Raw genomic sequence first — 15,075 nt, forward strand, 5'->3', positions numbered from 1 at the left:
AGCCTATGGTCTTCCGGGACGGAGCGGCTCCGCCAACTCCGCTAGAATCGTGCCCGGACGGTTTTTTCAGGGTTTTGCAGCGTGGCACTTCAACAGGGTTTCATCCTGACCCGGCATTGGCGCGATACGCCGGCGGGGACCGAAGTCGAAGTCTGGCTTGCCACCGACGACGGCCCACGCCTGTTGCGTTTGCCCTCGCAGCCGTCCGTAGCGTTTGTCCCGGAGGCACAGCGGCAGCGCGCCGAGGCTGTGCTGCAGGGCGACGCGAATGTCGATCTGCGCCCCTTGCAGCTTCAGGACTTCAACCAGAGGCCGGTGTTCGGTCTTTACTGCCGTCAGTATCGGCAACTGGGCCAGCACAGCCGCAAGCTGCGCGATGCGGGCGTGGATGTCTACGAAGCAGACATCCGGCCACCCGAGCGTTACCTGATGGAGCGCTTCATCACCGCCCCGGTCTGGTACGACGGCGATGCCGATGGCAACGGCGTGATGCGTAACGCGCAGATGAAGCCCGCGACAGATTATCGGCCGACGCTGCGATTGGTGTCTCTCGATATCGAGACCAACGCGTTCGGCGACCTGTACTCGATCGCGCTCGAAGGCTGCGGCCAGCGCCAGGTCTACATGCTGGGCCCGGTGCCGTCTGTGCCGGCAGATGTCGATTTCTCGCTCGAGTACTGCGAGACACGGCCAGCTTTGCTCGAACGGCTGAACGCGTGGATGGCGCGCCACGACCCCGACGCCATCATCGGCTGGAACCTCGTCCAGTTCGACTTGCGCGTATTGCAGGAGCATGCGCGCAAGTTCCAGGTGCCGTTGCGCCTTGGCCGCGGCGGAGCCGAGATGGAATGGCGCGAGCATGCCAGCCAGCAGCACTATTTTGCCGGCGCGGCCGGCCGCCTGATCATCGACGGGATCGAAGCCTTGCGCTCGGCTACATGGAGCTTCCCGTCGTTCAGCCTCGAATCGGTGGCCCAGTCGCTGCTCGGCGAAGGCAAGGCGATCGACAACCCGTATGACCGCATGGACGCCATCGACCGCATGTTCGAGCAGGACAAGCCGGCGCTGGCACGCTACAACCTGCATGATTGCGAGCTGGTGACGCGGATCTTCGACAAGACGGAACTGCTGACATTCCTGCTGGAGCGCGCCACGGTGACGGGCCTTCAGGCCGACCGCAGCGGCGGCTCGGTCGCGGCCTTCACGCACCTGTACATGCCGCTGATGCACCGCCAGGGCTATGTGGCGCCCAATCTCGGCGAGAAAGCGCCGGAGGCGAGCCCCGGCGGCTTCGTCATGGATTCGCGGCCCGGCCTCTATGAATCGGTGCTGGTGCTCGACTACAAGAGCCTCTATCCGTCGATCATCCGGACGTTCCTGATCGACCCGATCGGCCTGGTGGAAGGGCTTGCGCATCCCGACGATGCGGATTCCGTCGCGGGCTTCCGCGGCGCGCGGTTCTCCCGGACGAAGCACTGCCTGCCGTCCATCGTCGCCCGCGTCTGGCAGGGCCGTGAAGCTGCCAAGCGCGACGGCAACAAGCCGCTTTCGCAGGCGCTCAAGATCATCATGAACGCGTTCTACGGTGTGCTCGGATCAAGCGGCTGCCGCTTCTTCGATCCGCGGCTCGCCTCGTCGATCACGATGCGCGGGCACGAGATCATGCAGCAGACCCGGACCCTGATCGAGGCGCGCGGCTACGAGGTCATCTACGGCGACACGGATTCCACGTTCGTGTGGCTGCGCCGCGCCCGGACGGAGGCCGACGCCAGCCAGATCGGCCGCAGCCTGGTGGCCTATGTCAACGACTGGTGGCGTGACCACCTGTGGCAGACCTACGGGCTCGAAAGCGCGCTGGAACTGCAGTTTGAAACGCACTTCCGGCGCTTCCTGATGCCCACCATCCGCGGCACGGACCTCGGCAGCAAGAAGCGCTATGCCGGCCAGGTGCAGCGGCCCGACGGCCGGGTCGAGATGGTGTTCAAGGGGCTGGAGACCGTGCGCACGGACTGGTCGCCGCTCGCGCAGGAATTCCAGCAGGTACTCTACGAACGGATCTTCAACCGTGAGCCGTACCAGGATTACGTGAGGGATATCGTGCGCCGCACGCTGGCTGGCGAGCTGGACGAACAGCTGGTGTTTCGCAAGCGGCTGCGCCGCAAGCTCGACGACTACCAGCGCAATGTGCCGCCGCACGTCCGTGCTGCGCGCATTGCCGATGCCCATAACGAGCGCCACGGCCGCCCGCTGCAATATCAGCATGGCGGCTGGATCAGCTATGTGATGACCGTGGCGGGACCGGAACCGCTTGAAGTTCGCTCGGCGCCCATCGACTACGGGCATTACGTGACCCGGCAACTGCAGCCGATTGCCGATGCCATCCTGCCGTTCCTCGATGAGGATTTCGAGACGCTGCTCACGGGGCAGATGGCACTGTTCCCGTAACAGGCAAAGTGGTGCCTATGCCCGGGCACACTTGATGACCGTATCGAGCGTGCGTGTGGTGATGTCCTTGCCGAACGTGCGTTCGAGCAGGCTCATGAACACGGGGCCCTTCTTCGGATCCGGTATGTAGACGCTGAAGACCTCCGTGGCACCGGCCTTGACGATGCTTGCGCCATCACGCTCGATGGGCAGCTTCACGTCTGCCGGCACCGGCGCGCGCAGAAACGTGACAACCCGCTTGGCCGAAGACGCAATGCTGAACTCTGCATAGGGATCCGAATCGATCAGGTCCTGAAGATAGCCCGCCGGCCGGACGAAGGTGTCGAAGCTGCGGCCCAGCTCCGCTTGCATGGCCTTCCAGGCGCGCCGCTCCAGGCTGGTGAGTGACGAGGATCGCGCGTTGAACACGACGTTGCCGCTGGAGAGCAGGGTTTTCACTTCGGAGAAGCCCGCCGCCTCGAAGCAGCGCTTGAGTTCGGGCATCCGGGCGTTCATCGGGCTGACGCCGCGAAGAAAGGCAATGTATCGGGGCATTGGTGATCCGGTCATGGCTGGCGAGCCGCTATGCATGTCGCGGCCAATGGCAAATGAAGTTGGCGGCTCACCGCAGCGGCTGGTCAATGATAGAGGACTGGCGCGCTGGCGCACCAAGGCACGATCCAAGAAGCGGCATTGGCGTACAGGAAAACCCCTACAGCGAAGGACAGCGTGCGGCAACTATTATTGCCACGAGTGGAAATTAATGTCGGCGTGAGTCGATGGATGGAAGCGAATCATCACGCGTTGGTAATCGCCACTGCAGCACATGGGAACTGCGCCGAGGCCATGGACAGGCCATCGGCGCGTCACACGGGAGGTTAGTCTTGATTCAGTTGGAGCAGGTATGAGCACATCAGGGACAGAAATCACGGGAAGCGGCATGGATGGATTACCAGGTCACGGAGGGTCGAGCGGAGCCGCGCACGATAGTGTGTGGCGGACAACGACTGAGCAGAGCGAAGCCGCACGCATTGTGGCCGAAGTGGAGGCGCTTCCCCTTACGCCCTTGCACCGGCTTGCACGTGTCATCGTTGGGAGCGCCACCTTTTTTGATGGCTTCGATGTTCTCGCCATCGCTGCGGCGATGCCGGTGCTGATCAAGCTGTGGTCGCTATCTCCTGAGCAGGTTGGCCTCATTATCTCCATCGGCTATCTCGGCCAGCTTATTGGCTCGCTTTGCTTCTCGCACCTTGCGGACAAGTTCGGGCGCCTGCGTTGCGCCAGCCTCTCGGTGGCCTTGTTCGCACTTGGCAGCCTGGCCTGCGCGTTCGCGGGTAGCCCGATGAGCCTGATGGCATACCGATTCATTCAGGGTCTCGGCCTTGGGGGCGAGTTGCCGGTTGCGGCGACTTACATCAATGAACTGGCCAAGTCCGAGCATCGCGGACGCTTCGTGCTGTTCTACGAACTGATTTTCCCGATCGGGCTGTTTGCCGCGAGCCTGGCGGGCATGTGGGTGGTGCCCCATCTCGGCTGGCAGACGATGTTCTTCCTGGGCGCATTGCCGGCGCTGATCGCGCTTTGCATGCGTCGCTTCTTGCCGGAGTCTCCAAGATGGCTCGCGTCGAAAGGCCGCTTCCATGAAGCCGATGCCGCACTGGAACGTTTTCGCAAGTACGCCAGGGCGGCGGGCGCCAACGGGCAGCCGGCCTCTCTCGAAACCAGGCACAAGACCGTGGCCAGGCAGGAGCCGCCAGCAACCTGGCAAAGCCTGTTCCGGCCGCCGTTGCTGCGCAGGACCTTTGTCCTGGTGTCGCTGTGGTTCGCGGGCGGCTTTGTGACGGCTGGTGTCACGTCGTGGATGCCGACGATCTATCGTGAGGTGTTCCACATCGACCTGGCCACGGCGCTCAAGTACGGCACCTACACGTCGTTGGCCGGCATTGTCGGCTCCGCAATGTGCGCGCTCGCAATTGACCGCTTCGGGCGCCGACTGTGGATGACCATGACCTGGATCTGCGCGGGCTTCGCGATGCTGGCTCCGGTCCTTTTCGCGCCAATGACTCCGGCCACAACGGCCTTCTGCATGTCCCTGGCATTCGGATTCACGGCTGCCGCGTTCATCGGCTGCTATGTGTATACCCCCGAGCTGTATCCGACCGGGATCCGCACATTCGGCGTAGGCGTGTCCAGCGCGATGCTGCGCCTGGCTTCCATCATCTGTCCTTCGATGATCGGTTGGTTTGTGGCACGCGGCTCCCTTTCCACGTCTTACGTCGTGATCGCCGGCGTCGCTTTTGCCGCGGCGCTTGCGGTCGGGCTATTCGGCGAGGAGACAACCGGGCGAACGCTTGAGGACGCATCCTCGACGCCTCAGTAAGCGATTTTTTTGCCACTAATTGCCATATATGGAAATTAGTGGCCGGTAAGCAGAAGACTCAAACCTAACGGTAAAGGCGGGCTGATCATGAAGCACAGGGTTATCTCTGCGTTGGCTGTCTGTTGTGCCAACACGGCGTTCGCGCAGAGCCAGGTGACGTTGTATGGGAGTGTCGATACGTCCGTTCCGTGGATCAGCAATATCCGCGGCAACAGTACGGTTCGCATGGACGGCGGGATCTCGCAACCCGATCTGTTCGGTCTGCGCGGTTCCGAGGACCTTGGCGGTGGCATGAAGGCAATCTTCCAGCTGGAGAATGGCTTCCTGACCGACAGTGGTTCCATGATCGCCGCAGGGAAGATCTTCAACCGGGCGTCATGGGTCGGCCTGTCGGCAAGCAGCGGTACCGTCAGGCTTGGCCGCCAGGTTGACTTCGTGGCCGACAAGCTGGGCCAGTGGAGCAATGGCTACCAGCTGTTCAATTTCTACCTGTATCACCCCGGAAACCTCGACGGGTTATCGAGTCAGTTCCCGGTGGACAATGCCATCTCGTATCAATCTCCGCGCTTTGGCGGGATGCAACTCAGTGCGATGTATGGGCTGGGCGAGGTGCCGGGTAGCAGCAGCGCCAAGCGCACCTACAGCCTTGCCGGCACATACGACGCGGACCGGCTGAGCGTCACGGTAGCGTACACCGACGCCAACGGCCGGGCCTTCGACATTGGCGGTACTACCGGTCTTCCGAATGCCCTCGGCAGGGGGCTCACACCCGGTGCCGCCATGTTCATCGATGCATTCAAGGCAGGGGGCATTGGCGGGAGCTATCGCCTTGAATCCGTGCCGCTTTCCGTGAACGCCCTCTACTCGCGTTCGACGCTGCGAGCCGGTGCCGCGGAAGGCACGATGAACGCAGCCGATCTCGGCCTGACCTGGCAAGCCACGCCAGCGGCTGCGGCCACCGTTGGCTACTCGTTCAGCAAGTTCGAGAAGACCAAATGGCACCAGCTTCATCTCGGTGGCATGTATTACTTCTCGAAGCGGACCCAGCTGTATGCGTTCTGGACGTATCAGCACGCCGTTGACGGCCTTGCGGCGATGAATGTCGTTGGTGTGTCGTCTGGCCAGAACCAGTCAGTGGTCAGTGTCGGACTACATACGTCGTTTTGAAGTGGCAGCGACCGTCCACACATCAAACAGGAGACAGGAGGCGAAATGAGATTCTTGCTGAACGCCAGGCGCGTCACGTTCGACGGCGATCCGCAAACACCTTTGCTATGGGTGGTGCGCGAACACTTCAAGCTCACCGGCACCAAGTTCGGATGCGGTATCGGCATGTGTGGTGCCTGCACGGTTCACGTTGACGGAGCGCCAATGCGGTCCTGCTCCGTTGCGGTAAAGGCCGTGGATGGAAAGCAGGTCACCACGATCGAAGGACTGTCCAGGGACAGGTCTCATCCGATTCAAAGGGCGTGGATCGACAAGGATGTCCCGCAGTGCGGATATTGCCAGTCGGGAATGATCATGTCCGCGGCTGCACTGCTGAAGAGCAATCCGACCCCCACCGACGAGCAGATCGACCAGGCGATGACCAACCTGTGCCGCTGCGCAACCTATCATCGCATTCGGGAGGCTATCCATGGCGCCGCGGCAGGCAAATAGCGGTAACACCAGCGAGGTGCGGTCACCTCGGCGACGACTTCTCCTGAAGGGCGTGGCAGCCGCGCTGGCGCTGCCCGCTGCCGGGAGCCTGGCCATACGCGTGGTCTACCCAAAAAACGACGGAGGGGCCGATCAGGCATCCGCGGAAGTCGAGGTCAGCGACTGGATCTGGATCCAGCCCTCCGGTCACACCATTGTCGGCGTGTCGCAATGCGAGTTCGGCCAGGGCATCTATACCGGCTTGCCGCAAGTGCTCGCCGACGAGATGGACGCTGACTGGGAAAACATCTCGGTCAGGTTTGTCACCGGACGAGACGCCTACCGCAATGATGCCGGGGAAGAGCCATTGCAGCAGTACACCGGCGCATCGATGTCGATGACGTTCTTCTATGAGCGCATGCGCCTGGCCGGTGCGCAAGCCAGAGACGTGTTGCTGCGCGCCGGCGCGAAGCGGATGGGAGTGCGGTCCTCTCAGTGCATCACCAGGGCCGGTCGTGTCATTCATCCCGCCACCGGGCGAAGCCTGGGCTATGGCGAGGTGGTCGGGGATGCGGCAAAACTGCGCATCAGTCCCCGGCCACGGATGAAGGTGCCATCGGAGCAGACGCTGATCGGCAAGAACCTTCGCCGCGTGGACACCGCGGCCAAGGTCGACGGCAGTGCCATCTTTGGCATGGATATCGAGGTACCCGGGATGCTGGTAGGCGCGGTGCGCATGGCGCCGAGCGTGACCGGCAGCATCGTGCGCATTCGCAACGAAGCGGAGGTCCGCAAGAGGCCAGGGGTGAGCGCCATCGTGACGACGTCGCTGTGGCCGGTTGCGACACCCAATACCATCATCGTGGTGGCCGAGTCCTACTGGATCGCCAAACAGGCTGCTGATGCGCTCGAGATCGATTTCGATGCGGGTGTCGCCGGGCATGTCTTCACGGAGCAGATCACCCGGCAGTTCCTCGCTGCGCTCGACAGCCCCAGTGCCCCGGTAGCGAGAAGGCTTGGCGATCCCGAATCCATTCTCGCGCGGAAGTCCAGGCCATCCGTCATCACCGCGGACTACCAGTCTCCATATGTCACGCATGCCACGATGGAACCGGTCGTGGCCACGGCCCATGTCCGGGATGGCGAGATTGAGTTATGGGGGCCTTTCCAGGGACAGGATTTCCTGCGCGGCGAAGTGAGCCGGGCATTCGGCATTCCCGCGGACAAGGTGATCGTCAATACCGTCTATCTCGGCGGCAGCTTCGGGCGCAAGTACCTGCCGGATTTTGCGTTGCATGCCGCGACGGCGTCCAAGGCTGTGGGCAGGCCGGTCAAGGTGATTCGTTCCCGGGAAGACGACACGCGACACTCCTACTACCGGCCCGGTGCGGCGGGGCGTTTCCGCGCGGTGTTGGACGAAGCCGGCATGCCGGCGGCCATGCACGCGCGAATTTCCGGTCAATCGCTCTATGGCGTCATCAAGCAGGAAAAGATGGCCGCCGTGGGGGGGTGGGATGAAACCATGGTCGAGTCGATCTACGACCTGATCTACCGCGTGCCCAACCTGCTGGTGGATGCCGTCGATGTCAAGCAGCCGATTCCGCTCAGCTTCCTGCGCAGTGTCGGCAGTACCTCCAGCGTCTTCTTCCTGGAAAGCTTTGTCAGCGAGCTTGCCTCGGCCGCGCACATGGACGACTACCAGTATCGGCGCAAGCTGCTTGCCGACCAGCCACTGGCTGTCAGGGTGCTCGACGCGGCCGCGCGTGCCGCGCAATGGGATCGCCCGCCAGCAAACGGCGTGTTCCGCGGCATGGCCTTCAACGTCTACACAGGACGGGGCGAGGGCTTCCAGACGTTTGTCGCGCTCGTGATGGAGCTTGAGTTGACGGCAGGAAAGGTCAGGCTCAGGCGCGCCGTTTGCGGCATCGATGCCGGCCGTCCGGTCAATCCCGGGCTGATCAGGGCCAACGTGGAGGGCGGCATCGGCTTTGCGCTGACCAACACATTCAAGAGCCAGCTGACCTTTGAGCAGGGGGCGGTCCAGCAAAGCAGCTTCCATGACTATCCGCTGCTGCAGTTGGCGGAGATGCCGCGCGTGGAGGTCGTCATTCTCGACAGTGACCGGCCGCCGCAAGGGTGCGGCGAGGTGGTGCTGGGTCCGACTGCGCCGGCCGTCGCGAGTGCCATGTTCCAGGCTACCGGAAGGCGATTCCGGTCCATGCCGCTCCCCCAGGCGGTGTAGTCCGGTGCCGGGGCGACAAATATGCACATCACGAAGTTGCTAGAATGCCGGGACGCCGGCCAGGCCGCGGCGACATGCATGCTGAAGTCAGTGTTCGTCCCTGGCCCTCGTCCTCCACCATCACTACCTGCGATATGGCAACGAAGACTCCCACCAAGCGTACATCCTCGGCTGGCAAGCCCGCGCGACGGCGCGTGAGCGGCAGGCCCACGGGAGAGGATACGGTGGGCAAACAGGTCATCCTCCAGACGACGGTGGAATTGCTCAAGACCCGGCTGCCGGAGCAGCTGACCATCCTCGAGATCGCGGCCGCAGCCGGGGTCGCGAGGACATTGGTCCGGTACTACTTTGGCGATCTCCACGGCCTGCTGCGCGAGGTAACCGAACACCTGATGAGCCAGTTGCAGGATCGCATGGAAGTGGTGATGCGCATGCAAGGCACGGTCCGCGAGCGCGTCCATCAGCGCTTGCTGCTGCGTCTGGAGTTCATGCAAGAGCATCCGCATTTCGAGCGGCTGGCGCTTAGCGAGATCTATCACGGCAAGGATGTTGCCGAAGAGGATGCGGTCGGCGATGCGCTGCAACGTATTACCAGGCGAGCTCTGGAGCTGACCGACATGATCCTCGAAGATGCGCGCGGTGCGGACATCGATGCGAGATACGTGCACCTGCTGATACTGAGCGTGTCCGCGTTTATCCCCACGGCACAACCTTTGCTCCGACATCTTTTTGGGCCGGGCAAGGAATGTGAGCGACAGGTGGACAACTACCTTGAGTTCGTCTCGGGCATGATCGCTGATGCCATTGATGGCAAACGCGGGCAAGTAAAACCGCGCAAGTAAATGCCGGCGCAAGGCTTGCTGACGCTGATGCTCTCAACGACTTGATTCGCTTGACTCTGCAAGACCGATCCAACTAAACTGCCCTAAATTGCCACAAGTGGAAATTAAAGGCAGTTGGAACAAACCAAGGAAGGACGACTCATGAAAATCGACAATCTCACACCTGCAATCGGTTCCGAGATTCACGGCATCAACCTGGCCGATCCGGATCAGGTGCTTCAACACGCTGAGGACTTGCGCGCCATTCTTGCCGAGCGCCAGGTGATTTTCTTCCGCGATCAGGATCTGACGCCGGAAGCACAAGTTCGCTTTGCGAAGATCTTCGGAAGGGTGGAGCCGGTTTCGTCGACGTTTCCCGCGCATCCGGAAAATCCGTATGTGGAGCTTCTCATCAGCCAGGGAACCAGGACAGGCACGGACATCTGGCATGCGGATCTGACGTGGCAGACATCCCCGCCTGCCGGTGCGTGCCTCTATGCGGTGGACGTGCCGGAGACCGGCGGCGATACGATGTGGGCAAGCATGACGGCGGCGTTTGATTCGCTTTCACCGGCCATGCAGGATCATTTGCGAGGTCTGCGCGCCGTCCACAACTGGGAGGCACCGGCCTTGACCGAGAACCTCCGCAAGCGCGATGAAACGGGGGCGCTGTATCGGGCAGCCCGCGAAAAGTATGCGCCGATCGAGCAGCCGGTCATTCTTGAGCACCCCGTCACGGGCAAGCCGGTGACGTTCGTCAACTCGCTCTACACCACCCACATTCGCGATGTGACGAACGACGAAAGTTGCGCACTTATTGGCTTCCTCAGCGGCCTGGCGAAGGTGCCGGAGTGGCAAGTCCGCTTCCGCTGGACCAAGGGATCGGTCGCGGTCTGGGACAACCTCGCCACACAGCACTACGCCGTCAACGACTACCACCCCGAACCGCGTCGAATGCATCGCGTCGCCATCCGCTGACGGGCGGAGCATCAAGCCGATTCCTGCACCTGATCTTTCTCTGACCGACTAACCACATCCTCCGACTATGAAAACCAAAGCCGCCATCGCCTGGAAAGCCGGCGCCCCGCTGACCATCGAAGACGTGGACCTGGAAGGCCCCCGTGCCGGTGAAGTGCTGGTGGAAATCAAGGCCACCGGTATCTGCCATACCGATTACTACACGCTGTCGGGTGCCGATCCGGAAGGCATCTTCCCGGCGATCCTGGGTCATGAGGGCGCGGGCATCGTCACCGATGTCGGCCCGGGCGTGACCTCGCTCAAGCCGGGCGACCACGTCATCCCCCTCTATACACCCGAATGCCGCCAGTGCAAGTTCTGCCTGTCGCGCAAGACCAACCTGTGCCAGGCCATCCGCGCCACGCAGGGCAAGGGCCTGATGCCGGATGGCACCTCGCGTTTCTCGATCGACGGCAAGCCGATCTTCCACTACATGGGCACGTCGACGTTCGCGAACCACATCGTGGTGCCGGAGATCGCGCTCGCGAAGATTCGCCCCGATGCGCCGTTCGACAAGGTCTGCTACATCGGCTGCGGCGTGACCACCGGCGTGGGCGCGGTGATCTTCACCGCAAAGGTTGAGGCCGGCGCCAATGTGGTGGTGTTCGGCTTGGGCGGCATCGGCCTGAACGTGATCCAGGGCGCGAAGATGGTCGGTGCCGACAAGATCATCGGCGTGGACCTGAACCCCGAGCGCGAGGCGATGGCGCGCAAGTTCGGCATGACGCATTTCGTCAACCCGAAGGACGTGGGCAACGTCGTCGACCACATCATCCAGCTCACCGACGGCGGCGCGGATTATTCGTTCGAATGCATCGGCAACACGCAGGTCATGCGCCAGGCGCTCGAGTGCTGCCACAAGGGCTGGGGCAAGTCGATCATCATCGGCGTGGCCGAGGCGGGTGCGGAGATCTCCACGCGTCCGTTCCAGCTCGTGACCGGTCGCGAATGGAAGGGCTCCGCATTCGGCGGCGCACGCGGGCGCACTGACGTGCCCAAGATCGTCGACTGGTACATGGACGGCAAGCTCAATATCGACGACCTGATCACGCACACGCTGCCACTCGAGCGCATCAACGAAGGCTTCGAGCTGATGAAGCGCGGCGAGTCGATCCGCTCCGTGGTGTTGTACTGAGGAGCGTGCCGTGACCCTCGAACTGCTGTCCGAACACGGCTGCCATGGCGGCGTGCAACGCTTCTACCGGCACGCGTCGACCGTCATCGGGTTGCCGATGCGTTTCTCGGTGTACCTGCCGCCGCAGGCGCTGGCCGGTGGCGGCAAGCTGCCGACGCTGTTCTACCTGGCCGGCCTGACCTGCACGGAAGAAACGTTCATGATCAAGGCCGGTGCGCAGCGCTTTGCCGCCGAGCACGGCCTGGTCCTGATCGCGCCCGATACCAGTCCGCGCGGTGCGGGCGTGCCGGGTGAAGCCGATGCGTGGGACTTCGGCGTCGGGGCGGGCTTCTACGTCGACGCGACTGAAGCACCGTGGAGCCAGCACTGGCGCATGGAAAGCTACGTCACGCAGGAGCTGTTCGACCTCGTGAGCCGCGAACTGCCGGTCGATCCGGACCGTGTCGGCATCTTCGGGCATTCGATGGGCGGACACGGTGCGCTGGTGCTGGCGCAACGGCATCCGCAGCGGTTCCGCTCAGTGTCGGCGTTCGCGCCGATTGCCGCGCCGACACAGTGCCCGTGGGGACGGAAGGCGTTCACCGGCTACCTCGGCGCGGACCGGGCAGCCTGGATGGACTACGACGCATCGGCGTTGATGAGCCGGCAAACGCGCCCGCCATTTCCGGAAGGCATTCTGGTGGACCAGGGCCTCAGCGATGAATTCCTGGAGGCGCAACTGAACCCCGCGGCGTTCGAAGCCGCTTGTGCAAGCGTCGGGCAGCCGCTGATCCTGCGGCGGCATGAGGCTTATGACCACGGCTATTACTTCATCAGCACCTTCATTGGCGACCACATCCACTTTCACGCCAGCATTCTGGCAGGGCGCAGTCGCCCAATGCTGACCCGGACATCAACGGTCAGGTAAATGCACCTGAACAGGCTGGCGCGACTTGCCGTGGCCTGGAATTCTTTTCTTCTTAACCAAGGAACTATGAGTATGACCATCTTTACCCACGTTGTGATTGGCACGAACGATCTGGAACGCGCCCGGAATTTCTATGACGAAGTCCTCGGCACACTCGGTGTCCAGCGAGTCATGAACCTGGAGACCGCATCGCTTTGGGGGGCAGACGCCCCGGCGTTCATGGTGACCAGGCCGGGCAATGGCCTGCCTGCGACCTATGCCAATGGTGGCACCATCAGCTTTGCGGCGCCAAGCCGTGCCGCCGTCCATGCGTTTCACGAGACGGCACTGAAGCTCGGCGCGGTGGATGAAGGCGAGCCTGGTCCGCGCAGCTTTACGCCCACGGCCTATGCGGCGTATGTGCGCGATCCGGACGGCAACAAGATCTGTACCTATTGCTTCGCGTCTGCGTAACTTGCCTGCCATCGTACCGCTGGCCCCGTCTGAGTCGAGGATGGCGGCCACAGGGTCGCTATGACGATCCCTGATGCCGTCCCGGCTGGACGGGCTCGCGGCATCGTTGCCAGCAGCAGACGCTACAGGGCTGCCGCCTGCCGGCTGGCCGGCTCTGAGCCTTTAACGGGAATTCGCTAGTACTGGAAGGCATGCGGTTCAAGGCGCCAGCCACAGCAATGCGGCATGGAGCAGCACACCCACGGTGCCGCCGACAACCGTGCCATTGATGCGGATGAACTGCAGGTCGCGCCCGATCTCCGATTCGATCTTCCTCGTGATCTCGTCCGGGTCCCAGCTTTTGACGACTTCGGAGATCAGCGCAGGTACCTGGTGGCGGTAGCGGATGACGGCCGCATGGACGAGCTGCAGCCACCATGCATTGAGCCGGTCCTGCTGGGCCGGATCATCGCGCACACTCGCGCCGAGCGACGCCAGCATGTCGGCGACCATGGCGCGCATCCACGAATCCTCGCGTGCCGCTTCGCTGCCGAGCCACAGGCGCAGACGGTGCCACAGCATTCGATAGCTGTCTTCGCGCTTCAGGTAGCGGATGAAGTCGCGCATCCACGACCGGCCCGTACGGCGGTAGCGGGGGGACGTGCGCAGGCGGACGATCAGTACTTGCATGGCTTCGTCGAGTTGCTGCCGCAATGGATGGTCCGGCGCGGAGCGGACTTCATGCAGCAGCGCGATGATGCCTTCGACAAACTTGTTGACGATATACGCGTCGAGCCGGACCGGCGTATAGCGCGATGCCTCGCTGAACTTGGCCTGCAGCAGGCCGGCGTTCGCCGTCAGCCATTTCTCCATGGCGCGCAGGCCGCGATCGAGCAGCGGCTGGTGCCGCTGCTGCTCCGTCAGCACTTGCAGCAGGTTACCCGCCAAGGCCGAGACATCGAGCGTGCGAAGCCAGGGCAGGGCGCTGCGCTCGAACAGGCGGGCGACGTTGTCGTCGTCGAGCACCTGCAGCAGGGCGGGCAGCGAATCCACCACGGGGTCTGCGAGCGCGCGGCTGTTGGCGGGGCTGGCCAGCCAGCTGGCGGCCACCTTTGCGGTGTTGTGCGCGCGCAGCCGGTCGACGATCAGCTCGGGTGCCAGGAAATTCCGCTCGACAAAGCTGCCCAGGCTGTCGGCAATGCGCATCTGGTTACGCGGAATGATCGCCGTATGCGGAATCGGCAGGCCCAACGGGCGGCGGAACAGGGCCACTACCGCGTACCAGTCTGCGACGGCGCCCACGGTGCCGGCTTCAGCAAAGGCACGCACCCACGCAAGCCAGGAGGCGTACGAAGGATAGTAGGCCTGGCCCAGCGCGCTGAGCACCAGCAGCACCAGCATGGCCACGAGAATGGCGGTTGCCGTCCTGCGCATGCGTCGCAGCCCGTTCTGTGCCGGCGTGGTGGGTCTGTCGGGCGCGGCATGCGCCTGGCGGGTGTCATCGTCCGCGAAGAAACTCAAGGCGAGGGCTCCTGCAGGAATCTGGATAACCTTGCCGCCGGTGACCCACAGCGGATCCCGGCGAATGCGCATGGTACCGCGCAATGATTGCACGGGCTTGAACAGCGCCTTCCATCGCCTCGGCATTCCCGGCAATGCGCTGGCTGGCCGGCGTTGCCGCCCATGCGCCTGACTCAATTACCCTGATCGTGTTATTCCCTTGTTGCCACGCTTGCTGGGATCATGGGGCTGCAGCAAGTGCAGGCGGTCGCACCAATATCCATGGAACCGCATACAGGCTCGACACCATTGTGGCCGATACCGATCCCGATGCGCTGTTCAGGCGCGCCGGTTACTACGACTTCCGCGCTGATACGGAACTCACGTCCGGCGGATTGCACCAGGGATTCGTGCTGGTACGCCATCACACCCTGATCGGCACTGTTCAGACGGTATTTCGCGCCGGCAAACCGCAGGCGCAGAGCGACAAGGCGCTGTCCCTGGCTCTGGAAAAGCTCGAGCAACTGGCTGCACTGGCAGCGCGGGACCGGTTGCGCAAACTGTGTGGGTAGACGCCCA

The 15,075-nt window shown here is 63.0% G+C and carries 13 protein-coding genes; 11 read left to right on the forward strand and 2 right to left on the reverse strand.

Features of this window, described 5'->3' with window-relative positions:
- Positions 1 to 81: 81 nt before the first annotated feature.
- Positions 82 to 2,445: a DNA polymerase II gene (locus KHO41_RS08660; RefSeq protein ID WP_211952868.1), complete on the forward strand. Its 2,364-nt coding sequence runs from the start codon at positions 82 to 84 to the stop codon at positions 2,443 to 2,445.
- 15 nt (positions 2,446 to 2,460) lie between these two features.
- Here KHO41_RS08660 and KHO41_RS08665 read toward each other — a convergent pair whose 3' ends face one another.
- A complete protein-coding gene (locus tag KHO41_RS08665; protein WP_211952934.1) occupies positions 2,461 to 2,979 on the reverse strand; it encodes a DUF1697 domain-containing protein in 519 nt (172 codons plus the stop codon).
- A 271-nt stretch (positions 2,980 to 3,250) separates the two neighbouring features.
- Here KHO41_RS08665 and KHO41_RS08670 point away from each other — a divergent pair, with 271 nt between their 5' ends.
- From KHO41_RS08670 to KHO41_RS08710, 9 genes are all read left to right on the forward strand, one after another.
- Entirely contained in the window at positions 3,251 to 4,804 is a 1,554-nt protein-coding gene (locus KHO41_RS08670) for an MFS transporter (RefSeq protein WP_211952869.1), read from the forward strand.
- Between the two features lie 87 nt (positions 4,805 to 4,891).
- Complete coding sequence (locus KHO41_RS08675) at positions 4,892 to 5,971, forward strand: porin (RefSeq protein WP_211952870.1); 1,080 nt, start codon at positions 4,892 to 4,894, stop codon at positions 5,969 to 5,971.
- Between the two features lie 45 nt (positions 5,972 to 6,016).
- A complete protein-coding gene (locus tag KHO41_RS08680) occupies positions 6,017 to 6,463 on the forward strand; it encodes a (2Fe-2S)-binding protein (RefSeq protein ID WP_211952871.1) in 447 nt (148 codons plus the stop codon).
- A complete protein-coding gene (locus KHO41_RS08685) occupies positions 6,441 to 8,684 on the forward strand; it encodes a xanthine dehydrogenase family protein molybdopterin-binding subunit (RefSeq protein WP_211952872.1) in 2,244 nt (747 codons plus the stop codon). The genes KHO41_RS08680 and KHO41_RS08685 overlap by 23 nt, the downstream gene beginning before the upstream one ends.
- Before the next feature lie 224 nt (positions 8,685 to 8,908).
- Complete coding sequence (locus tag KHO41_RS08690; RefSeq protein ID WP_244873756.1) at positions 8,909 to 9,526, forward strand: TetR/AcrR family transcriptional regulator; 618 nt, start codon at positions 8,909 to 8,911, stop codon at positions 9,524 to 9,526.
- A 141-nt stretch (positions 9,527 to 9,667) separates the two neighbouring features.
- Positions 9,668 to 10,483, forward strand: a complete 816-nt coding sequence (locus tag KHO41_RS08695; RefSeq protein ID WP_211952873.1) for a TauD/TfdA dioxygenase family protein — start codon at positions 9,668 to 9,670, stop codon at positions 10,481 to 10,483.
- Positions 10,484 to 10,550: 67 nt separating this feature from the next.
- Positions 10,551 to 11,657 carry an S-(hydroxymethyl)glutathione dehydrogenase/class III alcohol dehydrogenase gene (locus KHO41_RS08700; RefSeq protein ID WP_211952874.1) on the forward strand — a complete coding sequence of 369 codons (1,107 nt, stop codon included), beginning with the start codon at positions 10,551 to 10,553 and terminating at the stop codon, positions 11,655 to 11,657.
- Between the two features lie 10 nt (positions 11,658 to 11,667).
- The gene (fghA, locus tag KHO41_RS08705; protein ID WP_211952875.1) at positions 11,668 to 12,564 is read left to right on the forward strand and encodes an S-formylglutathione hydrolase; all 897 of its coding nucleotides are present in this window, start codon (positions 11,668 to 11,670) and stop codon (positions 12,562 to 12,564) included.
- Between the two features lie 72 nt (positions 12,565 to 12,636).
- Entirely contained in the window at positions 12,637 to 13,017 is a 381-nt protein-coding gene (locus tag KHO41_RS08710) for a VOC family protein (RefSeq protein ID WP_211952876.1), read from the forward strand.
- Between the two features lie 198 nt (positions 13,018 to 13,215).
- Here KHO41_RS08710 and KHO41_RS08715 read toward each other — a convergent pair whose 3' ends face one another.
- Positions 13,216 to 14,643: a DUF445 domain-containing protein gene (locus tag KHO41_RS08715; RefSeq protein ID WP_244873757.1), complete on the reverse strand. Its 1,428-nt coding sequence runs from the start codon at positions 14,641 to 14,643 to the stop codon at positions 13,216 to 13,218.
- An 8-nt stretch (positions 14,644 to 14,651) separates the two neighbouring features.
- On the opposite strand from KHO41_RS08715, the gene KHO41_RS08720 reads away from it, so the two are divergent.
- Complete coding sequence (locus tag KHO41_RS08720) at positions 14,652 to 15,068, forward strand: hypothetical protein (protein WP_211952877.1); 417 nt, start codon at positions 14,652 to 14,654, stop codon at positions 15,066 to 15,068.
- The last annotated feature ends 7 nt before the right edge of the window (positions 15,069 to 15,075 follow it).

It is taken from the genome of Cupriavidus numazuensis (genome assembly GCF_905397435.1).
GTDB lineage: Bacteria > Pseudomonadota > Gammaproteobacteria > Burkholderiales > Burkholderiaceae > Cupriavidus > Cupriavidus numazuensis.

Excerpts from the sequence above, each read along its gene's own strand:
- KHO41_RS08665 (WP_211952934.1), bottom strand. The coding sequence starts at position 2,979 with ATGCCCCGATACATTGCCTTTCTTCGCGGCGTCAGCCCGATGAACGCC.
- KHO41_RS08670 (WP_211952869.1), top strand. The coding sequence starts at position 3,251 with ATGGGAACTGCGCCGAGGCCATGGACAGGCCATCGGCGCGTCACACGG.
- KHO41_RS08675 (WP_211952870.1), top strand. The coding sequence starts at position 4,892 with ATGAAGCACAGGGTTATCTCTGCGTTGGCTGTCTGTTGTGCCAACACG.
- KHO41_RS08680 (WP_211952871.1), top strand. The coding sequence starts at position 6,017 with ATGAGATTCTTGCTGAACGCCAGGCGCGTCACGTTCGACGGCGATCCG.
- KHO41_RS08685 (WP_211952872.1), top strand. The coding sequence starts at position 6,441 with ATGGCGCCGCGGCAGGCAAATAGCGGTAACACCAGCGAGGTGCGGTCA.
- KHO41_RS08695 (WP_211952873.1), top strand. The coding sequence starts at position 9,668 with ATGAAAATCGACAATCTCACACCTGCAATCGGTTCCGAGATTCACGGC.
- KHO41_RS08700 (WP_211952874.1), top strand. The coding sequence starts at position 10,551 with ATGAAAACCAAAGCCGCCATCGCCTGGAAAGCCGGCGCCCCGCTGACC.
- KHO41_RS08710 (WP_211952876.1), top strand. The coding sequence starts at position 12,637 with ATGACCATCTTTACCCACGTTGTGATTGGCACGAACGATCTGGAACGC.
- KHO41_RS08715 (WP_244873757.1), bottom strand. The coding sequence starts at position 14,643 with ATGCCGAGGCGATGGAAGGCGCTGTTCAAGCCCGTGCAATCATTGCGC.
- KHO41_RS08720 (WP_211952877.1), top strand. The coding sequence starts at position 14,652 with ATGCGCTGGCTGGCCGGCGTTGCCGCCCATGCGCCTGACTCAATTACC.